Raw genomic sequence first — 22,749 nt, forward strand, 5'->3', positions numbered from 1 at the left:
TGTTATTTAATCAAACGTTCTATTCTTATCATTAATTCTTCAGGATTAAAAGGCTTCATGATGTAGTCTTCTGCCCCTAGTTTTAAACACTCAACACGAACATTACTACTCTCCTGACTACTAAGAACAATAATTGGAATATCATTAAAATATCCACTCTCTTTAATACGCTTGATTAATTCGATACCATCCATATTAGGCATCTGAAGATCGGTTAAAATAATGTCAGGAATATTACCAGACTGCAACCATGAGATAGCCTGTAATCCGTCATTTTTAGTAGTTACCTCGAACGAGGTTTGTAAGAAACGAACCATTAGCTGGCTCATCGAAGGTTTATCGTCTACAACTAGAATTTTTTTCATAAATAAATTTAATGCGCTCATATAATAGAGCAATAATCGATTCAAATAGTATAGTCTTTGGGCATTCACACTTAAAGTGTAAACTATCAGTACCGATTTACGCACACAGTCTAATTTTGTTTCTTTTTCAGCCCATAGAATACGATTCTCCTATCGAACAATAGAATATTAAGAATGATTATAAACAAAAATATCCCACAAAAAATTTGATTTAAAAATCATTCATTCAAGAGTTAATAATCGACAAATACTATCCATTGAGTCGAATTTTTAGTCAATTAATAAAACAACAAGATTTCACCTCTCTAAATGCCTTAAACATGAAACAACGACATATAAAAACATAATCATTTCTACCACTAACCTACAAGCCAAACCAAAAACTATACAATAATTTTATTGACATGATCATTAAAATACCGTAAATTGTATATCCCTTAACTTATTGATAGAACTTTAAAGCGTAGGAAATATGAATAATGATTTAACCCACACCAACGAAAGGTTTAGCATTTTAAGTAATTCAAGTGATTTTTTAAATATCATCTTGAATAATATCAGTTCATGTGTTATGCTTTTAGACAATGAACTTAAACTTAGAGCATTTAACGATCCATTAACTACTATTTTTTCAAATAAGAAAAATCAGGAACTACTTTATCGTAAATGTGGTGAAGTATTGGGCTGTGCATATCAAATCGAAGAAGATAGTCCTTGTGGTTCTACCTCAAAATGTAATACTTGCGAAATAAGAATATCAGCTCTTCTATCGTATGTTGAAAACAGACCTGTGTACAACGAAAGCCTTATTAAATCTTTTGTAGACTTTGAAGGAAACAGAGAAGACAAACACCTTCAGCTCTCTACACGTTTATTTAAATATCGAGATGAAATTTATATTGTAGCCATAATCGATGACATTACTGAATTAAAAACTCTGCAGGTAGCAAAGCAAGAATTGTTACACTAATTACAATATTCGTTTTTAACAAATGCTATGGAACTCCAAAAGAGTTCCTTTTTTTTGTATCCATTTTTCCATACTTATATACAATCAGTAATTTGTATACAAGCCTCAGTAATTCGTATAAATCTTCAAACATTGCAATGCGTAACTTTAAAATTACAATAATTAGCAAATTTTGTAGTGGGTAGAATTCACCATCAATTATCAATAGGAATTAGCAAATCGATGGTGAATTATTTACAAATATCTAACTATATTAAGACAAAATATTTGAGAAATGAGCGATATTATAAATATCAAAACCATAACGGAACTTCACGATATAATGGGGTTTGAAAAACCACAGCACCCATTAATTTCTATAGTAGATTTTTCGAAGGTTGAACCAATACATTTGGGAAGTAATATTAAAATTGTCTCCTTCTTGTATTCTGTCATGCTGAAAAGTGCCAATTGTGGACATGTAAGATATGGGCGAAAAACATACGATTTTCAGGAAGGAACACTATTCTGTATGGCTCCTAACCAGGTAATCACAACTGAGGGTGTTGATGAACCTGATGAATATTCGGGATGGGGATTGTTTTTTCATCCTGATTTAATCCGTAAAAGTGCTCTTTCAAAAAAGATTCAGGAGTTTACTTTCTTCACTTACGAGGTGGATGAAGCCCTTCATTTATCCGATCTGGAAAAGAAAAACCTTTCGGAACTGTTGGGACGAATTAAAGATGAATACTGTGCCAATCTTGATAATTTTAGCAATGATGTAATCCTATCGAGTCTGGAATTGTTCTTAAACTATTGCAACAGGTATTACGGCAGACAGTTTATTACCAGAAGTTCTTACAATAAAGACATTTTAAGCCAACTGGAAAGCTTGTTAAAAGATTACTTTAACACCGATAAGGCTGAACAATTCGGCATTCCAACCGTGAAGTATTGTGCCGAACAATTGAATTTCTCACCAAATTATTTGAGCGATCTAATTAAGAAAGAAAGTGGCAAAAGCGTTCAGGAACATATTCATTATAGATTGATAGAGAAAGCCAAAACAAAATTACTAAGCACTACAAACTCAATTAGCGAAATAGCCAATGAATTGGGCTTTGAATACCCACAATATTTTAGTAAAATTTTTAAATCGAAAACTGGTTTATCACCAGTAGAATACCGCAATTTGAACTAGAAGGATACGAAGAAGAATGAGAAGATTGAAAAAGATGGGGATAGGATTAGGAATATTATTGTTGGTTACCTGTATTATTGGAGTTTCATTTATTTATATCAGTCCACAATTTGGGAGAAGAGCCAACGCCAATCAGAAAAAGGCTTATGCCTTGCTACCAAACTATAAGGATGGAAAATTCATTAATCGTGAAAAAATTGAAATGGAAATGAGCATGCGCTCTTTTTCTAAGATGTTTCGCGAAATGTTGAGTCCCGATCCCAATGTAAATCCAAAATCGAATATTGAGGTAGTCAATTTAAATTCAGATGATTTAGAAGTCAAAGCAGATTCTATAAACGAAGTAATTTGGTTGGGACACTCTTCTTTCCTAATCAGGCTAAATGGCAAAACCATTTTGCTGGATCCGGTATTTAGCGAGAAAACCGGCCCACATTCCTTCTTTGGAAGAAAGAAATACAACAATCAGATGCCAATCGACTTAATCGACATACCACATGTTGATGCAGTTTTCATCTCTCATGATCACTACGATCATTTGGATTATTACAGCATAGTAAACTTAAAGGACAAAACCGATAGATTTCTTGTTCCTATTGGAGTTGGCAATCATCTTAAGTCTTGGAAAGTTGATGAAAACAAAATTCAAGAATTCAATTGGTGGGATGAAGGTGCTTTCGATGAAATCCAATTTGCCTTTACTCCTACTCGCCACATGTCTGGTAGAGGCTTGGCCGACCAATCATCAACGCTTTGGGGGTCATGGGTACTAAAAGGAAAAGACAAGAGCATCTATTTTAGTGGAGATGGCGGATATGGCGAACATTTTAAAGAGATTGGTGAAAAATATGGCCCCTTCGATATTGGCTTAATGGAATGCGGACAGTACAATAAACTTTGGGCTGATGTACATATGATGCCTGAAGAATCGGTGCAAGCAGGTATGGATGTAAAAGCAAAAAGAATCATCCCAATTCATTGGGGATCGTATCGCTTGGCAAACCATGCCTGGACAGAGCCTGTGGAAAGATTTAAGGCCAAAGCTAAAGAGCTTGATGCTACTATTTTAACTCCTCGAATTGGAGAAAATATTAATTTGAACCAGCAAGAACATACACAATCTACCGAGTGGTGGGTAAAAATAACAGGCAAGTAAACTTTGATTTTACAATTTGATTGAGGCTGTTCCTATTAGGGACAGCCTCTTTTGTTGTTATGGGATTTATATCAAACAACAGTTCGTTGCACAAGTTCTGATTTAACAAAAATTTGAATATTTGCATAAGCTTTGTAAATTTGATCTTTCACAAATAAACACTTAAAATTTGCGCTGCTGGCCCATAAACTCAATTGAAAACCTATTAAGCACCTCATGATAAAAAAACTGTTCCTAAACGATAAAATAATTCTTAGTCTGATCCTTTTTAATGCGATCCTGTTATTTATAAGCGGTTTTTCCCTTTCCGAGTTTAGTACATTTTTTATTCACACTCTGGATAATGTAATTACAGGCTTGTTTTTAATCGAATTGGGCATTAAACTCAACGAGTTTGGCCTAAAAGGCTATTTTGCTTCCAATTGGAACAAGTTAGATTTTGTCTTGGTGGTTCTGTCAATTCCCGCATTTGTAACCTTCATTTTTCATGCGCATGATTCTGACATCAGTTTCTTGTTGGTATTTCGATTAATGAGGGTTTTTAAATCATTCCGATTTTTAAAGTTTATTCCTGGTGTCGATCAATTATTCAAAGACATCAAGCGAGCCTTAAAGGCCTCAGTTATTGTACTAATAGGATTTGCCATTTATATTTTCATTATTGGCGTATTTTCCTTTTACCTGTTTGAATCAAGCGCACCGCAATACTTTAAGAATCCATTGATATCTCTTTACTCTATATTTAAGATTTTTACCGTAGAAGGATGGTTTGAAATACCCGAAGAAATAACTCAAGGCTACTCTCCTACGGCAGCCTTTTTCACTTATTTCTACTTTATATTTATTCTTCTTACAGGAGGGATTTTTGGTCTGTCCTTAGTAAACTCCATTTTTGTAGATGCAATGGTGAGCGATAATAACGACGAACTAGAGAAGAAAATTGACAATTTGGAAAAAAAGATAGATGTACTGCTAAAGCAAAATGAATCTCATAATGGTCTACCTAAACAAAAGGAAATCATAGTTCATGAGAATTGATTTCCTGAAAATTATCAGAAATAATTCAATTCTGTAATAGATATAAGATTCGTAAAGCTAAAGACAATAACCACTTGCCTTTTTATAAAATTTCTGGCTTACTGATTAACATGAATCAAGGATTATACAAATCCGGATTAAAGAAATCCATAATCGATTTGATCATCTCGATTTTAACATTGGCCTTTTTGTGTTCGGAATCCAAGTCGGTAGTGTGTAGGTATGCACTTAGTGCTTCTGGCAGGTTACCCATTTGATGGTACAATTCACCAATTTGAAACTGAGCCTCAATATTCTTCGCATCAAGCTTCAGTACAGATTTGTACATTTCTATTGCTGCTTCAATCTTTTCTGCTTTGGCCAATTCTGCAGCTTCCACCATTAATTTTTCCACTTCCTTACTCATGATGTAATCCTTTACCTAATGGATAAAATCTCAATTTAATTTTGAGCAAATGTAAGCATTAGCCTTTACCAATCAAAGCATGGAGCAAGAAGTATGTGCAGTTTATTAAACATTACAGGATATTCTTCAATCTCCCAAATGCATTGAATTGATCTTCAAGTCTACTGAATTAATCTTAGCACCCACTGAATGATGTTTCAAGGCTACTGAAACAATCTCACCATCTATTGAATAAGGATTAAAGGCCATTGAATGGATCTCACTGGTCGATGAATTATTCTCAGCACCTAATGAATCAAACACACATCCTATTGAAACGTCATCACTATCTACTGAATTAAAATCACAGTCTACTGAAGTGAAGTCAGCGCCCTATGAATGAAACTCTCCACGCAATGAATTAATCACAAGCCCTTTTGAACCAAACTCAGAGCATACTGAATCACCCAACGTGTGAATTGAACGATTCTTTCAGTCTACTGAAAAGAACAACGCGTGCTCTGAATAAAACTTACCATCTGTTGATTGTATCTTCAAAGCTGTTGATTACTTCTCGATGCATTCCGAACCGAACTCTCATTAAAATCATCACATCTCCATGTCCATAAATTGTACTATCGAGTCTATTTTGTAAGTTTGTACGTTGAATTAAATCAAGCAAAATAATAATGGCAAAACAACATTGGAAACCGGGAACCATGGTTTATCCTATACCAGCTGTAATGGTTAGTTGCGGATCGAAACCTGAAGATTACAATATCATAACAATTGCCTGGACAGGAACCATTTGCAGCGATCCTGCAATGTGTTACATTTCGGTGCGTAAGAACAGACACTCTTACGATATCATTAAAGAATCGGGAGAATTTGTAATCAATTTAACAACCAAAAACCTGGCCTATGCTACCGATTGGTGCGGAGTTAAATCGGGAAAGGATTTCAATAAGTTTAAAGAAATGAATCTTACTCCTGCTCCATCAAAAGAAATATCGGCACCTATTATTGAAGAATCGCCATTGAGCATTGAGTGTAAAGTGAAAAACATTGTAGAATTGGGTTCACACGATATGTTTATTGCCGAGGTGGTAAATGTGCAGGCCGATGAAAAATACATAAACGAGAAAACCGGAAAGTTCTTGCTTAGCAAAGCTCGTCCTATTGCCTACTCGCATGGTTATTACTTTGAGCTGGGTAAACTGATTGGACAATTCGGACACTCAGTAATGAAAAAGAAAACCAGAGAAATAAAAGGCAAAAAGGGAAAGGCTAGAAAGGCCTAAGGAGAAAGTATAAAATACAGATCTTTATTTTATCTATATCTTGTAAAGACAGCATTAATGCTGTCTCTACAACAATTACAAGTTGTAAATCCGAGGCTGTGCCATGGATCTATCCCCCGGAGTATTATGCTAGTCCAACAGCATAATGATCTATAAACATGATATACAAAAAATACCGGCCTTTTGAGCCGGTATTTTTAGTTTATATCGTTTCGAATTATCTGATTCTATCCATTGAGCGAATCATTGCTTCGTCTTTTCCAATGCTTCTTAATGCCAAGTAACTTAGGATTAAAGCTACCAATGGAAATGCATTGATAATACTATAATTGGCAATTGCATTCAATTCACCTGCCTGACTGTTGATGCTGTAATAAATTAATCCCATTGCACCCAACATACAAACCATATTAAAAATGGTAAGGCGAATTTGAATCATTCTCTTTTTAAACAAGAAAATGGTAATTAAACTAACCAGCGCAATAACCGATAGTAAAATTGCTACTGGGTATGCAATAAATATTGCAGGAGCACCTTCGGCAATTGCAGGAATTCCCCTGTACAAAAACTCATAAGTTTGACCTGCAGTATCAATAAGTTCAGCCAATGGGAAAAAGAACATGATCCCAATTAAAATAAAGCTTCCCAACAAGTATAAAGATTGTATTCTTTGTATCATAGTTATTAATTTTTGTACAAATTTAATTTTAAATTAAAAAGCAGCAAACTTTCATTTGCTGCTTTTAACCATCATTACTTAACACTAACTAATCACACTTAAAAATTGCTTTTGAATGAATTCCCCTAAAACTCTTCAAAACTAAACCCTTAAGCTTTCACGGTAAGTTAAGGCCCGTAAAATTTAAGTAGGTTTACCATTAACCTTTTCTCTTTAACGACATGTAGTCGATATAATATATTACTTTCAGCGACAAACTATTAAACTGAGTCGCATCAAATGTCTCTTTTAAATTATTCACAAAGCGATGTGCTACCTGATCGCCACTATCAAAAATTGAATTTTTCCAAACCACTGCCAATTCACTACCCGGAGCAAACCTCCATGAATAAACCATATCAATATTAAAACTATTGAAGTTGATATCGTGATTTTCGTTATAATTGGATTCGGCAAGTCTACCATTATCCTTAAGCGTATAAAAGTTTTCATACTCAGCCTTGGCCCAATAGTGCCTTGCCCTGAAGCTTAAGGAACTTTTTTTATTGAAAATAAAATTGGCACTTAACCTATTTTCCAAATAGGAAGTATTTCTTTCACCAATATATACTGTAGTTAAGCCATTGTTTTCCTCACTACTTGCATACCCCTGTTCATTTAGCTGCCTATCCCACTCCAGCTTATAATTCATGGTAAATCGATCGCTAAAGCGATATCTTGGTTCTATTTCCAGTGAAAAGGTTTTTAAATTGTCCGTAGAAAGTCGTTTGCCAAAATCACCTCTAATATCAATAGCAAATGCCTTTCTATAATCCGACGACACCCATGCGCCAATAAATGCAGAAGAGCCTTTTCTAAGTTTCATTCCTTCCACTCTTGGTTCATTATAATCATATTGATGAAGAGGTCTGAAATTACCATAAACTCCTAACGCAGTATGATCCTTAAACTTTAAACGAGTATTGTAAAATATGGTAAAACGAGCAAATCGTTTAGGTTCATACCTGGTTTCGTGATGAAAACGAATATTTGCAGAACGTGTCAGCAAGCTCCCCTTAGGCTCATGATTGGCATAGAAAAAATTCAGGTTATTATTGATTTGGTTGTTGCGAAACAAGAAGCCCATATCATTGGGATTATAATCATCAGATATCATTCGATGATAAAAGTTCCAATTAAATTTCCCACTAATTTTCCCAAACGACACTTCATGATAATGACCATTCTGATCGGAATCATCATCAATCATTCTTTTGGAAATAATTCCCTTTGCCTTCAACCTATGGGATCTTTTTGCGTTTTTGAACACAAACTCAGTTCCAGCTACATTAGCCATATAATCAATTTCGGGCACATACCTATTGGTATTAAAGAAACTCACATAGGACTCATTCTTTAAGCTTTTATCTACAACGAGCATATTATAATTGGAAAACGGTTGAGTTTTAAACTTTCTGCTATCCCCGCTTATGGTATCCGTAATTGTTGCATAAGTATTTTTTGTCATTGCATTTAAAATACCAATTCCCAAACCTTTTGCATTTCTACCTGAAACTTTTGTTGCATTAATGATCTTGGATTCAATCGGGTTTTCACTTACAGTCTCATGATCTCCCACATCATCCCAGGCTGCTGATTTATTCATAGGTCTGCCACCAATTCTACGGGAGTAAAAAATATCTCCGCGATTAAAAAGCTCCTTGGCTTCGGTAAAAAACTGTCTTTTTTCGTCAAATTTGGTTTCATAAGGAGAAAGGTTCAAAACCTCATCATCCGATTGCACCTGACCAAAATCAGGAATCAACATCATATCCAGTGTATAACTTTCGTTGATTCCATATTTCAAATCCATCCCACCACGATAGTTATTCTCCCATTTTGAATCATCGGAAGATTTATCCAAATAAGTTGAAAAATAAGGTGTAAATGACAAACGAACCGGAGGATTTACATTCTCAATCCCCTTTAAGACACCACTTTGATTGATCCATCCATCTTCTTCCTTATCTACAAAATTCCAGGTCACCTTCTCACGTACTTTTTGTACATTTCTTATAACATTCACGCCCCATAGCTGTACTTCTTTTTTAGGAAAACGCAATGCAGAGTAGGGAATTTCCAACTCCGCACTCCACCCAACACCATTAATTTCAGTAGCACTATTCCAAACCCCATCCCAACTTGAATCTTCACGGTTATTCACCACTTTAGCATCCCATTGCACACCAGCAGGGGTTACTGCAAATTCAAATGCATCCAGGCCGTTGTTGAACGGATCTATCAGCAGCAATAAGAAATCAGTGTTCTTCATCTCATCTCTTTTGCTTAGCTCACTATAAATGTTTTTGGAATCCGAATCATACATCATCACTCCTACAATAAGGGCATCATCAGTATAAACAAACTTTACTTCGGTTTTATAATTAGATGGACTTCCATTATTAGGCTCATTCTGAATAAAATCAGTAGCAATAGGCACACCTTTCCAAATTGCATCATCGAGATTTCCATCGATAACCGGCTTCTTCGTAACACGAACTGCTCGAATTTCCTTCTTTTCAAGATTTACACCGTATCCAGGCAATGCCATAATTAATAATAGAACTATAAATAAGGATAATTTATACATGGTTGATTTTAGGTAATAATGGTTTTAGTTGGTATACTAATTTGGTTGTCTGCACTTTCTTAAACATACAGCATGCCAATAAGATTTATCAACTGACTACCAGAACAATTACCCCAAAACATCAATTACTGTAACTGAACGAATTCGGTACTGCCTTGTTCGATAGTGAACACAAAAAAGCCGCTTGATACATCAAGCGGCTTAGCGTTATTCAATTATAACTATTAATTATTTCCTAAAATCAACGGCATTCCATCTTTTCCACTTCCAATAACAATAACTTTCGAATTTGGAGATTCCGACAACTTAATGGTTGCTTCAATTCCTCTCATTTTCAAAAGTGCTGGAGTCAAACTGCTATTGATAATCTTATTTGCTCTGGCTTCCCCTTCCGCAGCAATTCTTTTTCTTTCCGCCTCACTTTTTTCTTTTTCCAATTTAAACTGATAAGCCAGTGCTTCCTGCTCTTGCTGAAGTTTGCTTTCAATCGCAACTTTAATTTTCTCAGGTAGATTGATCGAACGAATCAAAAGAGCTCGCATCTGAATGTTATTATTTTTAAGAATTTCAGAAGTTTCTGTGATAATGGCTTCCTCAACCTCTTTTCTTTTGGTTGAATAAATCTCTTCAGCTGTATATCTACCTGCAACTTGTCGAACTGAAGAACGAACCTCAGGAATTACCAATTGACTGATGTAATCCTTACCAAATATCTCGTGCAAAAACCCAATTTTGTTATAAACAGGATTAAAACGAACCGAAACATCAATGTTTACAGACAAACCATTCTTATCCAAAACATCCATTGTTTCTTCACTCTTTTGCTCTCTTACATCGTAAACATGCATATCATTCCATGGAGCAATAATATGAAAACCAGGTAAAAATACATTTTCTTTATCCAATCCTCCAGAGAATTTTCTAAATATTACACCTCTCTCACCAGGTTGTAATGTTAAAAACATACTTGATCCTGATAAAATTAGGATAACAGCAAAAATTGCCAATACAATTAAAAAATAGGGTTGCTTCTTCATGATTTTGTATTTATAATTTTTATTTATGATTCTATTTTCATTTAAATATAGCACAATAATATAATAAAAATTGATTTTAAACACTTGTTCATGCTAATTACAGGAAAGAAATCGAAAGATTACATTTTGATAGTTTGTAGATTAAAAAATTTTCTATAGTTTCGGCTCCTTGCTATCAAATTTTTTGAATATGGAAAAAATTAAATCATCAGAACTAATTATTAATCCTGACGGAAGTGTATTTCACTTACACCTTCGTCCTGAACATTTAGCCGATACGGTTATTTTAGTTGGAGATCCGGGAAGAGTAGAATTGGTTGCAAGCTTCTTTGACGAAGTAGAATGCACAATTTCTAATCGTGAATTTGTTACTACAACCGGAACTTATAAGGGAAAAAGATTCTCTGCACTATCAACTGGTATTGGAACCGATAACATCGATATCGTAGTAAATGAGTTAGATGCTTTGGTTAATATTGACTTAGAAACCAGAACACCTAAAGCAGAACACAAAAGTCTTAATTTAATAAGAATTGGAACATCAGGAGCTCTTCAAGGTAACATACCAGTAGATTCATTCTTGTTATCCAATAAATCAATTGGATTCGACGGCATGCTAAACTTTTATGCTGATCGTGACGATGTTTCGGATCTTGATTTTGAAAAATCTTTTAAAGAGTTTGTCAATTGGGATGCTAAATTGGCTTCTCCATATGTGGTTCCTGCATCAGAAAAATTAATCGACCAACTTGATGGGGACGATATGATTCAAGGTGTTACCATCTCCGCAAACGGATTTTATGGACCACAAGGTAGAGTTTTACGCTTACAAACTCTAGATCCTGATTTAAATGATAAGATTGAAAAGTTCGATTTTAAAGGTGAAAAAATCACCAATTATGAAATGGAAAGTTCGGCTATTTTTGGATTGTCGAAAATGCTAGGACACAATGCTGCTGCGGTTTGCGCCATTATTGCCAATCGCATCACCAAAGATGCCAGCAAAGATTACAAACCAACCGTAAAACGCTTAATCAATACTGTTCTTGACAGACTGAGCTAAGTTGGTTTTGGCCTAATTTTCAAATAAATAACCCGTAAGATTGTTTTTACTTACGGGTTTTCTTATATTTAATTGGGCCAAAACCTTAAGTTATGAACGAGAATAAACTCACCGCTCTATTATCTTTACTGGATGATCCAACTCCGGAAATCTATAAAAGAATCGAAAATGAGTTGATTAACTTGCCAGTTTCTGCTATTCCTCAACTCGAAGATTATTGGTTGGATTCCAAAAGCACATTACTTCAGGAAAGACTTGAACAAGTCATCAATAAAATTCAATTTACTCATGTAAAAAACGAGCTAATCTCCTGGGGTAAAACTGATTCACAGGATTTGATTGAAGGTGCTATTCTGGTCAATAAAAGCTACAATCCAAACTTAATTACCGATCCAATTAGGAAGGAAATCGAAAAAATTAAAAAGGATGTGTGGCTAGAATTGAATGATCAACTCACTGCACTGGAGAAAATCAAAATTCTCAATCATTTTTTCTACAATATCTACAATTATCAGGCATTGTCGCCTAATCAACCAACAAATTGGGATGGTGATATTGGTACGGTATTGTCACAAAAACAAGGCAATTACATTATTATATCCATAATTTATGCAGGTATCGCACAGGAGTTAGGAATACCAGTTTATGGAATAAACCTAACTGATAGCGTACTTCTATGCTATATCGATAAAAACGCCTCTAATAAAGACGAGATTCTTTTCTACATCAACCCAATTGACAGAGGTAAAGTTTTTGGTAGATCAGAATTGCAATTTGTAATCGAATCTAAAAAAATTGTAAATCGTCCCAAGTATTATAAAGCGACCAATAACTCAAGTCTGATAAAACGGCTGGTAAAACACAATATCAGTGTGTACAAAAAACTCAAATTAACCACTCACGTACCAAATTTTAAGGAATTGTATAAGTCTATATAATTAAAAAACCCGCTTCAAATTGAAGCGGGTTTCTTTTTCTATATTGTTGCTTTATTATTTAGCGTAATTGATTGCACGAGTTTCACGAATTACCGTAATCTTAACCTGACCAGGATAAGTCATTTCATCCTGAATTTTTTGTGCAATATCCAATGATAATGTTTCAGCTTCTTTATCGGAAACTTTATCACTACCAACAATAACTCTTAACTCACGACCTGCTTGAATAGCATACGTTTTAAGTACTCCAGGGTGCGACAAAGCTAAGTTTTCAAGATCTTTCAATCGCTTGATATAAGATTCAACAATCTCACGACGAGCTCCTGGACGAGCTCCTGAAATAGCATCACAAGCCTGAATAATAGGAGAAATCATTGATGTCATTTCAATTTCATCATGGTGAGCTCCAATAGCATTACATACATCAGGCTTCTCTTTATACTTCTCAGCCAACTTCATACCTAAAATTGCGTGTGGCAATTCTGGCTCATCATCTGGCACCTTACCTATATCGTGAAGCAGACCAGCTCTTTTGGCACGTTTAGCATTTAATCCAAGTTCTGTAGCCATTATCGCACACAAGTTTGCAGTTTCTCTGGCATGTTGCAACAAGTTCTGACCGTAAGATGAACGATACTTCATTTTACCAACCAAACGAATCAATTCTGGGTGTAAACCGTGAATTCCCAAGTCAATTGCAGTACGCTTACCTGTCTCAATAATCTCCTCTTCAATTTGCTTACGTACTTTATTAACAACTTCCTCAATTCTTGCTGGGTGAATACGACCATCGGTAACCAATTGGTGCAATGCAAGTCTTGCAATCTCTCTACGAACTGGATCGAAACCAGAAAGAACAATTGCTTCAGGAGTATCATCTACAATAATTTCAATACCTGTAGCGGCCTCCAGAGCACGAATATTACGACCTTCACGACCAATAATTCTACCTTTAATTTCGTCAGATTCAATATGGAAGATAGTTACCGAATTTTCAATTGCAGTTTCTGTAGCTACTCTTTGAATTGTTTTTACAACAACTTTTTTAGCTTCCATATTAGCAGACATTTTCGCTTCTTCCATGATCTCATTCACATAAGACATGGCTTCAGTTTTCGCCTCCTCTTTCAACGAACCAATCAGCTGGTTTTTAGCTTCCTCCGCCGACATCCCTGAAATCTCTTCCAGTTGCTCAATTTGTTGCTTTTTAGCTTTTTCAAGCTCCGCTGATTTTTTCTCAACCAAATCAATCTGATGATTCAAATTCTCACGAATTGCATCAGTTTCTTTCTTCTTACGTTGAAAATCATCAATTCTTTGATTTAATGTATTTTCCTTTTGTTTGATTTTATTTTCAGCAGCTAAAAGCTTGTTGTTTTTAGAGTTAATTTGTTTCTCATGCTCTGTCTTCAATTGGAAAAACTTCTCCTTTGCCTGAAGAATTTTGTCCTTCTTAATCACTTCAGCCTCAGTCTGAGCTTCCTGTATTATTTTTTCACTCTTCGATTTAAGAGCTCTTTGCAATATAAAATATGCAAGTATCCCACCTACAACAAAGGCAAGAATTCCTATTATTATTTCAATCATATTATAGAATATTAAGTCAATACTAGTTTATATACAAAAATAACCCGCACCATCACTTAAACCAATAAACTCATGGTATTAAATGACTCCCAACTCTAAAGAGAATCACATAATAATTAACAAGTTACAGGTCCAAGAAATAATGCGGGTTATTACTTTTACTATTTAAAGAACGTTTTCTTACTCTTTTTCTAAAAATTCACTCAGCTCGCGCTCCATTGCCTTTAATTCATTGTACACTGGTGCAACATCTGTTTTATTTTCCAATTCAATTACTTTAATTACATACTGCAAAGAAGCCATCGCCAGAAAATCCTGAGTATCTTTATCTTTATATCTTTGTTTGTATTGCATAACTTTCTCGTTAATCATTTTTGCGGCCTTTCTGATCACCTCTTCTTGTTTGCGATCAATATTCAAGGGATAGGTTCTATCCGCAACATTAACTTTAATTGAAAGTTTATTATCCATAAACAAATTCTATCTGTTCAAAAGAGCAATACATTTATCAATCTCCCGCACAATTCGGTTTATCTTAAGTTTGGCCTCATGAGAATCTTCACTATTAGAAGATAAAGTTTTGGCCAACTTTAATGTATCGTAATGATGTTCAAGTTCACTTTTTTCCCTCGAAAGAGTTTCTACTTTTTCCATAAGTTCCATTTTCTCATGAATTAAAGTCTCTTTTTCTTCCTTAGATTTCTTGTACAACGAAATAAGTTCGTCAATGCGTTGTCTTAAACTTATTATTATTTCGTTAGATTCTTGATCCATCATTCTAAATTTCTTTTACAAAATTAACATTGCTGAGAAGATTATCAAATTTATTGGTTTGTATTTTGGCTTAAGCTTCCGAAAAAAAAGCTTTTTTTGTAGTTTTGACGAACAATACAAGAGTAATACAACAAGAAAATGAAGCATATTAAAACAAACATAATCACCTTTTTATCAATCTTATTCTTTCTTTCTCCAATTTCAGTTTCGGCTCAGCAAAAAAATCATCCTAAAAATTACTTTAGATCACCTGTTGATTTTACCATTACCCTATCAGGTAATTTTGCTGAACTTAGAAACAATCATTTCCATTCAGGCATTGATATCAGAACTTTTACCACAGGTAAAAAAGTATATGCCATCGCGGACGGATTTGTTAGCAGAATCAAAATTTCTGCAGGAGGTTATGGAAAAGCGATTTACATCGATCACCCAAATGGTTACACCTCAGTTTATGCACACTTGGATGGTTTCAATAAAAAGATTAATGAGTTTGTAAAAGCACATCAATACAGTAAAAACACTTTCGAGTTCGACCTGAATTTTAAGAAAGATCGATTTCCTGTAAAAAAAGGTGAGGTAATTGCAATTTCAGGAAATACGGGATCATCGGCCGGACCTCATTTACATTTCGAGATTAGAGATACAAAATCAGAACACCCGTTAAATCCCCTTCTTTTGGGATTTAGAATTAAGGATACCACACCTCCTAAAATTTTTAACTTGTATATATATCCAATGGATTCATTAAGTAGCGTAAATGGAAAGAATACCAGACAAAAATTTCCGGTTACCTATTACAACAACTCTTATCACCTAAAGGGAGATCCTAAAGTAATTCTATCAGGAAATATTGGTTTTGGAATTCAGGTAAACGACTATTTGGACAATACTTGGGGAAAATGTGGAATTTATAACATGAAAGTAAAAGTGAATGATTCTTTAATAACCGATTATACTTTTAAAGAATTTTCGTTCGATGAATCTCGTTACATCAATTCTCACATGGATTACGACCTAAACATTAAAGAAAAAAGAAGAATTCATAAATGTTTTAAGGAACCAAACAACAAACTTTCTATCTACAATCACTTCAGCAATAGGGGAATTTACAACTTCAAAGCAGGAATGAAATACAAAATTGATTTCTTGGCATATGATACAAAAAACAACCTGGCCAAATTGAGAATGTATGCACAAGCTAAAAATCCATCTCAGGCTTTTAAACAATCTGATTTCAACCAATTATTATCATGTACTGATGAAAATACTTTCGAACAAGATGAACTAGAGCTAAAATTCCCAACCAATTCGTTTTATTCGGATATCAAATTTAAATATTCAAGGAAAGTTGATTCTACTTATTTATCGGATATTCATTCAATACATGAAAGAACGACTCCTGTTCACAAATATTACACCATTGCAATAAAACCAAACCGTACATTCAAAAATGAAAACAAGTTATTTATTGCAGCAATAGAAAAGCCTGGTAAAATTTCAAATGTTGGAGGTGTATACATCAATGGATGGGTAAAATCAAAAACCCGAGTTTTCGGAGACTTTGCAATTGTTCAGGACACAGTTCCTCCTACTCTTAAGTCGAGAACTAACTTTAAATTAAAAAACTTATCTGTTAGAGATAAAATTTCCTTTACCATTAAAGATGAGTTATCTGGCATTAAAAATTACAAAGGAACAATAGATGGAAAATGGGTACTTTTCGAGTTTGACGCTAAAAACAATCACCTGTTTTATAAATTCGATAAGAAAAGATTATTACCCAATCGCAAGCATGATTTGAATTTGGAAGTTACCGATAAGCTTGGTAATAAAACCAAGTTTCAAACCAAATTTTTCTGGTAGTAAAATCAGATAAACACGTAAAATGCAAAGCTACATTGACTTTACCGATAAAGACTTTTATCAGCTTTAACTTTGCATTTTTTTCCTATTTTTGTAGGAATCGTGAAAATTTTATCGCAATTAAATTCACTTAAATATTTAAACATGAAGAAGATTTATGCAATTGCCTCTCTTCTATTGGCAATTATCGTCTTTTCGACAACAACTTCGCAAGCTTGTACCAACTATCTTGTAACAAGAGGTGCAAGTACTGATGGTTCTAACATGATTACTTACGCTGCTGATTCGCACGTATTATACGGAGAGCTTTATTTCCGTCCTGCTGCTGATTGGGCTGAAGGAACAATGATTGATGTTTACGAATGGGATACTGGAAAATACCTTGGTAAAATTCCACAAGTTCCACATACTTACTCAGTAGTTGGTAACATGAATGAATTCCAGTTGGCAATTGGTGAAACTACTTATGGTGGAAGATCAGAGCTAGGAACTGGAAAACAAGAAGGAGCTTTAATTGACTATGGTAGCTTGATTTACCTTACTCTTCAACGTGCAAAAAATGCTCGTGAAGCTATCAAAGTAATGACTGAATTAGTAGAAAACCATGGTTATTACAGTTCAGGTGAATCTTTCTCTATTTCTGATAAGAATGAAATCTGGATTCTTGAAATGATCGGTAAAGGTAACGGAGAAAAAGGTGCTGTTTGGGTAGCAAGAATGATTCCTGACGGATATGTTAGTGGTCACGCAAACCAAGCTAGAATCACTACTTTCCCATTAGAAGGAAAAAATTCTATCTCTTCAGATAAAATGGATAAAATCTTTAATCCAGAAGTAACTAACGTTTATGCAAAAGACGTTATCTCATTTGCAAAAGAAAAAGGTTACTATCCAAAAGATGGTAAGAACAAAGAATTTAGTTTCTCGGATACTTATGCTCCAGTAGATTTTGGTGCTGCAAGATTCTGTGAAATTCGTGTTTGGTCTTTCTTTAACGATGTAAAAGAAGGAATGGATAAATATTTCGATTACTGTAAAGGTAAAGTTGAGCATGATGATAAAGGTTATGCAACCAATCGTATGCCTTTATGGATTAAGCCAGACAACAAAATCAACGTTCTTGAAGTGATGGATTTCATGAGAAATCATTTGGAAGGAACTGAATTGGATATGGCTAAAGATATGGGTGCTGGTCCTTACGGAAATCCTTACCGTTGGAGACCTCTAACCTGGAAAGTTGATGGTGTAACATATTGTAACGAACGTGCAACTGCAACTCAGCAAACTGGTTTCTCTTTTGTTGCTCAATCAAGAAATTGGTTACCTGATGCAGTAGGTGGAATTAACTGGTTTGGAGTAGATGATGCAGCTTCATCGGTATATTTCCCAATGTATTGTGGTAGCACAAGAGTTCCTAAATCATTCGCTGTTGGTAACGGTAAAATGATGGAATTCACCAATAAATCTGCATTCTGGGTATTCAACCAGGTAACCAACTTTGCTTATACTCGCTATAACGCAATCCACCCAGAAATTGCTAAAAAGCAAAAAGCTCTTGAAAAGAAATACCTTTCATTCACTAAAATTATCGACCTTGCTGCAGAAGGCATGTTCAAAACAGACGAGGCTGCTGCGGTTGAATTCTTAACTGATTTCTCATGTAACCAAGGTGATAACTTAACAGATGAGTGGAGAGAATTCTATGGTTACTTGTTTGCTAAATTCATGGACGGAAACATCAAAGAAAAAGATGGTAACAACCAGAATCCTAAAATGAAGCAACCTGGTTACAGCAAAGAATTTTACGAAACTATTGTGAAAACCACTGGAGACAAACTTAAAATGTCAGGTGATTCACACTAAAAAAATACAATTTTGATTTTTAAAGGAGCTTAACGGCTCCTTTTTTTTGTTCCATATATCACATCTGATATCAAAAAGTATCATTTTCATACCGATTATTAAATAGCATGAGCCTTTGGGTGCGAATTGTCAAAGTCAAGCGGTCTAAAAAATTTTCTAGGGCCATTGTTCGATTGGCAATGCAAATTTGGAAGATCAATATGGTAAAAATCGAATGGCAATGTCCGCAGAAAAATTTCTAGCGGCATTGTTCAACTGGAAAAAGACCTTTTAAAGTTCAAAATACACTTTTTTCGACTGACAATGCTATTTTTGAATTCAAAATGCCATTTTGTATGAGTGACATAGTCGTTTTGAAATTCAATATCCTCATTTTTCAATTGGCAATCTCTCTATTGATTTTCAAACCCTCATTTTCTTGCCGGCAATGCACTTAGAAATTTTAAAAGCCCTTTTTCCTTTCGGTTTATGTGTCTATTTAAGTTCAGAAACAGCATTACCAATCGAACAATGGCCTTGGGAAATTTCTACAGCCATTTTCTCCGACAATCTTTCCTCATTTTATTTATAACAATTTTACCTCGAACTCAAGTTTAATATTGTATTGATATAATTACTTTTTCCTCCAAAAAATCTAACATTTACCTTTTTAACTTTGAAATTTTTATTAATTTTGCGGCGAAATCGTGCGTAATCTCTGGCAGATCTACAGATAAATTGTGAATATTGCGCTCGTTAAACCTTAATAAATTAAAACAATGGATTTAATTAAAGTTGCAGAAGAAGCTTTCAAAAGTGGTATTGAAACTCCTGAATTCCAAGCAGGTGATACTATTAGCGTTTCTTACAAAATTAAAGAGGGAAACAAAGAAAGAACTCAGGTATTTAGAGGTGTTGTAATCCAAGTTAAAGGATCAGGATCTACTAAAACTTTTACCATCAGAAAAATGTCTGGTAACGTAGGTGTGGAAAGAATTATTCCTTTCACTTCTCCATTCATTGAAAAAATTGAAGTAAACAAAAGAGGTCGTGTTAGAAGAGCTCGTATCTACTATCTACGCGAACTTACTGGTAAGAAAGCAAGAATCAAAGAAAGAAGATTCTAATCTTACTTCGAAAAAATACAAAAGCCTTCCAGTTGGAAGGCTTTTTTTATGGACAAAAAAAGCACCTGAGTATTTCCCAGATGCTAAAATTATTTAAACAGGACTAATATCACGGATTATACCAATCTGGCATCTCCCCATTAAAAATCAATTGTTCTCTATTACTGCCATCAGGATCCATTGTCCAAACTGTTTTTTTCTCTGTTCCTGAATTCGATACATTCATAAATATAATTTTCTCACCTGTCTCTGAAAATTTAGCTTGTAAATCATTACCAGTTTTATCATCTCCCGATAGATCGGTCCAATCTGTACCGTCAATATTTATGCTATAAATTCTGGCATCTTTTTGAATTCCTCTATCATCCTCATACAATGAATCCAAAGAAAAAATAACCTTATCTCCACCAAATGAAAATTGTGGATTAGATAGAGTTCCTTCTAAATTATCCACAAGCAAAGTCATATTACCACCATCAGGATCCATCAAATAGATTTCATTATCATAAGGTTTATCACCTTGCGCCAAAGCCACAATTTTTTCCTCACTATGGTTGTTAAACTGATATGTCCAATCCATTTGTGTAAATTCTCGATTCACCGGAGAATTTGCAATTTTTTCCCAACCTGTCCCATCTCTGTTTATAACAATTAATTCATTATAATATCCATACATAAGCTGATCTCCTGTTGGAGACCAAACAAAACCTCCACCATCATTGTGATTACCAACAACAGGTCGGTCACTTGTCACTTTAAAAACATCCTTTCCTTTTAAATCCATTGTATAAATATGGAATACTCCATCATCCATAGCTGAATATGCAATTCTCGAATGTTGTCCAGGCATAATTTTAGGGTGCAATTCATCTCCTCCTCCATCAGTTAATTGTACCAAATGGTTATCTTTCAAATCCCAAGAATAAATATCTCTCGAATCCAATGTGTCTTTCACAAACAAATAAGGATTTGTAGGAAAATCCTCTGTCGCAAACCTCCACTTTTTGCCTTCTACTTCATCCAATTGTTTGTTTCTAGCCACAATTTTCCATAGGTAAGTTGTTTCAAATTTCAGGTTCTTTACTGTGTAGGTGGTATCCAAAATATTCGACACAACTTTTGTTCCTTCAGCATCATCTGCTCCTTGATACAGTATCACATCGAAACGCAAAGTATCTCCCTTTTCCGTTTCACCATTTCTCCATTTCAATTCAACTTCTGTTGGTAATTTACTTTGATCATCCTCAATGTCAACTGGAGAAACATAAGTAATATCATCTGGAATTTTACTATCAAGCGGAGCTACTGTAAGTAAAAAGCTCATTGAGTTATTTTGATTTTCTGTTACTTTAATATTTATGCTTTGCGAAGAATAATCTTCCTTAGTTGCAGTAACAGAATAATCACCAACTAGCACTTTCTCAATACTAAATTCCCCTTCAGCATTTGTAGTTACTGAAGTAGTTCCAGGATTAGTGGTAATTGTTACGCCTTCCATCGGTAAATTGCTAGCCGAAGACTTTACTGTACCACTTATTGAACCATACAGATCAGGTTCCACTGTACTTTCATTACATGACATTACAAACATGGACAATCCGAAGACAATCAACAGTCCAAAGAGTGTGTAGAATTTTTTCATATTCTGGTAGCTATTTTAATTTTTCTTAATTTACTCATTATCTCCATGTAAAACAACCTAATCTTGAGCAACCAACTGCTTATTGTGATAAACGAACAACTTAACAGACAAATCATCCTTCTTGGATAAATTCATTCTTACTTCAAATAATGTATATTGCTTATTTATTGGAGAGATAAATTTTCCCTGTTGTGTTGATATTGAACTCCCTGATCGACCTTCTTTTTTAGTCTTTAAAACGTAGTTAATAGCAATTGCTTTAATACCTTCATCTTGGAATTTGGCACTAAGCGTAAGATTCTTAATCTCGTCTTCTATTTCAATCCAAGCTTTCATTTTATCCTTTTCAGATTGGGCAGCAGAGGCACTAATTATCAAAAACAATATATTTCCAACATAAAAGTTCTTAGCATCATCTTATAGTAGTTGATTACGAATATTAAAAATATCTAATAGTTAATATAAAATCAATAAGGAAAGCGTTAAAATACTATAAATTGATAAAAAAAATATTTAATTTCCATAAAATATCTTAAAATAAGAAGGGGTATCCCAAAGGATACCCCAACCATTTAAACCTGCTCTGTATTCACAAACCACTTTGTATTATAACAGTCATACCATTTCCTACCTGGCTTACACTATAGCCACTGGTAGTATTTCCGGTATCTATTTGAATTAATTCATTGTCATTTCCAACTTGTGTAATTTCAAAGCTCTTATTATTCCCAATAACTTCTTGTTGCAATGAATTGTTATCACCATATTGGTGAATGCTAGAGGAAATGTTGTTCCCATTCAAGGCAGATTCCACAAAATTTAAATCTCCTCGCTGAAAAATCTCAATAATTTGGCGATTTCCCTTCTGAACTGCCTCTAATATGTTCTCAACACCAACCTGTTGGATGATTGCCACCTGTTCTTTACTGAATTGAGAAATCATTAATCCATTCTCATTTCCAAATTGAATAGCAGAGATAATATTTTCTCCTTCGATGGCTTTGGCAAGACCATAATTCAATTGATTTAGAAGTTGGTCTTCCTGATTATAATTCTGCCCAATTACAAAATTATTAAAACATAAGAACAGAGCGCACCAAATGTATTTTTTTAAATAAAGCATAAGCGATTTAGTGAAGATTTTAAGAAGGAAATTCCCACTAGTGT

At 34.4% G+C, this 22,749-nt stretch carries 21 protein-coding genes; 10 read left to right on the forward strand and 11 right to left on the reverse strand.

Annotation, left to right across the window (positions count from 1 at the left end; translation table 11 throughout):
• Positions 1-2: 2 nt before the first annotated feature.
• Positions 3-365 (reverse strand): response regulator, encoded by a 363-nt coding sequence (locus BXY64_RS10950; protein WP_120240513.1) that lies wholly within the window; start codon positions 363-365, stop codon positions 3-5.
• A gap of 472 nt (positions 366-837) precedes the next feature.
• Between BXY64_RS10950 and BXY64_RS10955 the strand changes: the two genes are divergently transcribed.
• The 4 genes from BXY64_RS10955 to BXY64_RS10975 all read left to right on the forward strand — a co-directional run bounded on the left by BXY64_RS10955 (position 838) and on the right by BXY64_RS10975 (position 4,712).
• Positions 838-1,335, forward strand: a complete 498-nt coding sequence (locus BXY64_RS10955) for a nitrogen regulation protein NR(II) (protein WP_120240009.1) — start codon at positions 838-840, stop codon at positions 1,333-1,335.
• A gap of 274 nt (positions 1,336-1,609) precedes the next feature.
• Positions 1,610-2,518, forward strand: coding sequence for a helix-turn-helix domain-containing protein (locus BXY64_RS10965; RefSeq protein ID WP_120240011.1), 909 nt, complete (start codon positions 1,610-1,612; stop codon positions 2,516-2,518).
• A gap of 16 nt (positions 2,519-2,534) precedes the next feature.
• Positions 2,535-3,674, forward strand: a complete 1,140-nt coding sequence (locus BXY64_RS10970) for an MBL fold metallo-hydrolase (RefSeq protein WP_120240012.1) — start codon at positions 2,535-2,537, stop codon at positions 3,672-3,674.
• Between the two features lie 216 nt (positions 3,675-3,890).
• The gene (locus tag BXY64_RS10975; RefSeq protein WP_120240013.1) at positions 3,891-4,712 is read left to right on the forward strand and encodes an ion transporter; all 822 of its coding nucleotides are present in this window, start codon (positions 3,891-3,893) and stop codon (positions 4,710-4,712) included.
• A 115-nt stretch (positions 4,713-4,827) separates the two neighbouring features.
• Here BXY64_RS10975 and BXY64_RS10980 read toward each other — a convergent pair whose 3' ends face one another.
• Positions 4,828-5,118 carry a tetratricopeptide repeat protein gene (locus tag BXY64_RS10980; protein ID WP_120240014.1) on the reverse strand — a complete coding sequence of 97 codons (291 nt, stop codon included), beginning with the start codon at positions 5,116-5,118 and terminating at the stop codon, positions 4,828-4,830.
• 668 nt (positions 5,119-5,786) lie between these two features.
• Here BXY64_RS10980 and BXY64_RS10985 point away from each other — a divergent pair.
• Positions 5,787-6,398, forward strand: a complete 612-nt coding sequence (locus tag BXY64_RS10985) for a flavin reductase family protein (RefSeq protein WP_120240015.1) — start codon at positions 5,787-5,789, stop codon at positions 6,396-6,398.
• A gap of 217 nt (positions 6,399-6,615) precedes the next feature.
• Here BXY64_RS10985 and BXY64_RS10990 read toward each other — a convergent pair whose 3' ends face one another.
• From BXY64_RS10990 to BXY64_RS11000, 3 genes are all read right to left on the reverse strand, one after another.
• Positions 6,616-7,077, reverse strand: a complete 462-nt coding sequence (locus BXY64_RS10990; RefSeq protein ID WP_120240016.1) for a DUF4293 domain-containing protein — start codon at positions 7,075-7,077, stop codon at positions 6,616-6,618.
• A gap of 199 nt (positions 7,078-7,276) precedes the next feature.
• On the reverse strand, positions 7,277-9,706 hold the full coding sequence (locus BXY64_RS10995; RefSeq protein WP_120240017.1) for a DUF5916 domain-containing protein: 2,430 nt from the start codon (positions 9,704-9,706) through the stop codon (positions 7,277-7,279).
• A 224-nt stretch (positions 9,707-9,930) separates the two neighbouring features.
• The gene (locus tag BXY64_RS11000) at positions 9,931-10,743 is read right to left on the reverse strand and encodes a prohibitin family protein (RefSeq protein ID WP_120240018.1); all 813 of its coding nucleotides are present in this window, start codon (positions 10,741-10,743) and stop codon (positions 9,931-9,933) included.
• 190 nt (positions 10,744-10,933) lie between these two features.
• Between BXY64_RS11000 and BXY64_RS11005 the strand changes: the two genes are divergently transcribed.
• Positions 10,934-11,806, forward strand: a complete 873-nt coding sequence (locus BXY64_RS11005) for a nucleoside phosphorylase (RefSeq protein WP_120240019.1) — start codon at positions 10,934-10,936, stop codon at positions 11,804-11,806.
• Positions 11,807-11,898: 92 nt separating this feature from the next.
• Complete coding sequence (locus tag BXY64_RS11010; protein WP_120240020.1) at positions 11,899-12,744, forward strand: transglutaminase family protein; 846 nt, start codon at positions 11,899-11,901, stop codon at positions 12,742-12,744.
• Between the two features lie 54 nt (positions 12,745-12,798).
• On the opposite strand, the gene rny is transcribed toward BXY64_RS11010, so the two are convergent.
• The 3 genes from rny to BXY64_RS11025 form a co-directional block, all read right to left on the reverse strand.
• Positions 12,799-14,331 carry a ribonuclease Y gene (gene rny, locus BXY64_RS11015; protein ID WP_120240021.1) on the reverse strand — a complete coding sequence of 511 codons (1,533 nt, stop codon included), beginning with the start codon at positions 14,329-14,331 and terminating at the stop codon, positions 12,799-12,801.
• A 180-nt stretch (positions 14,332-14,511) separates the two neighbouring features.
• Positions 14,512-14,802, reverse strand: coding sequence for a cell division protein ZapA (locus tag BXY64_RS11020; protein ID WP_110361748.1), 291 nt, complete (start codon positions 14,800-14,802; stop codon positions 14,512-14,514).
• A 9-nt stretch (positions 14,803-14,811) separates the two neighbouring features.
• Positions 14,812-15,108: a hypothetical protein gene (locus tag BXY64_RS11025; RefSeq protein WP_120240022.1), complete on the reverse strand. Its 297-nt coding sequence runs from the start codon at positions 15,106-15,108 to the stop codon at positions 14,812-14,814.
• Between the two features lie 135 nt (positions 15,109-15,243).
• Between BXY64_RS11025 and BXY64_RS11030 the strand changes: the two genes are divergently transcribed.
• From BXY64_RS11030 to rplS, 3 genes are all read left to right on the forward strand, one after another.
• Positions 15,244-16,971 (forward strand): M23 family metallopeptidase, encoded by a 1,728-nt coding sequence (locus BXY64_RS11030; RefSeq protein WP_120240023.1) that lies wholly within the window; start codon positions 15,244-15,246, stop codon positions 16,969-16,971.
• Positions 16,972-17,115: 144 nt separating this feature from the next.
• Positions 17,116-18,834, forward strand: a complete 1,719-nt coding sequence (locus tag BXY64_RS11035; protein WP_120240024.1) for a dipeptidase — start codon at positions 17,116-17,118, stop codon at positions 18,832-18,834.
• Positions 18,835-19,592: 758 nt separating this feature from the next.
• Positions 19,593-19,940, forward strand: coding sequence for a 50S ribosomal protein L19 (gene rplS / locus BXY64_RS11040; RefSeq protein WP_120240025.1), 348 nt, complete (start codon positions 19,593-19,595; stop codon positions 19,938-19,940).
• 109 nt (positions 19,941-20,049) lie between these two features.
• Here the strand turns inward: rplS and BXY64_RS11045 are convergent, their stop codons facing one another.
• The 3 genes from BXY64_RS11045 to BXY64_RS11055 all read right to left on the reverse strand — a co-directional run bounded on the left by BXY64_RS11045 (position 20,050) and on the right by BXY64_RS11055 (position 22,705).
• Positions 20,050-21,582, reverse strand: a complete 1,533-nt coding sequence (locus BXY64_RS11045) for a carboxypeptidase regulatory-like domain-containing protein (RefSeq protein WP_120240026.1) — start codon at positions 21,580-21,582, stop codon at positions 20,050-20,052.
• Between the two features lie 57 nt (positions 21,583-21,639).
• Positions 21,640-21,918, reverse strand: a complete 279-nt coding sequence (locus tag BXY64_RS11050; protein ID WP_147375973.1) for a hypothetical protein — start codon at positions 21,916-21,918, stop codon at positions 21,640-21,642.
• 253 nt (positions 21,919-22,171) lie between these two features.
• Positions 22,172-22,705 carry a hypothetical protein gene (locus BXY64_RS11055; RefSeq protein ID WP_120240028.1) on the reverse strand — a complete coding sequence of 178 codons (534 nt, stop codon included), beginning with the start codon at positions 22,703-22,705 and terminating at the stop codon, positions 22,172-22,174.
• Between the last annotated feature and the right edge of the window lie 44 nt (positions 22,706-22,749).

The organism is Marinifilum flexuosum, from assembly GCF_003610555.1.
Taxonomy (GTDB): domain Bacteria; phylum Bacteroidota; class Bacteroidia; order Bacteroidales; family Marinifilaceae; genus Marinifilum; species Marinifilum flexuosum.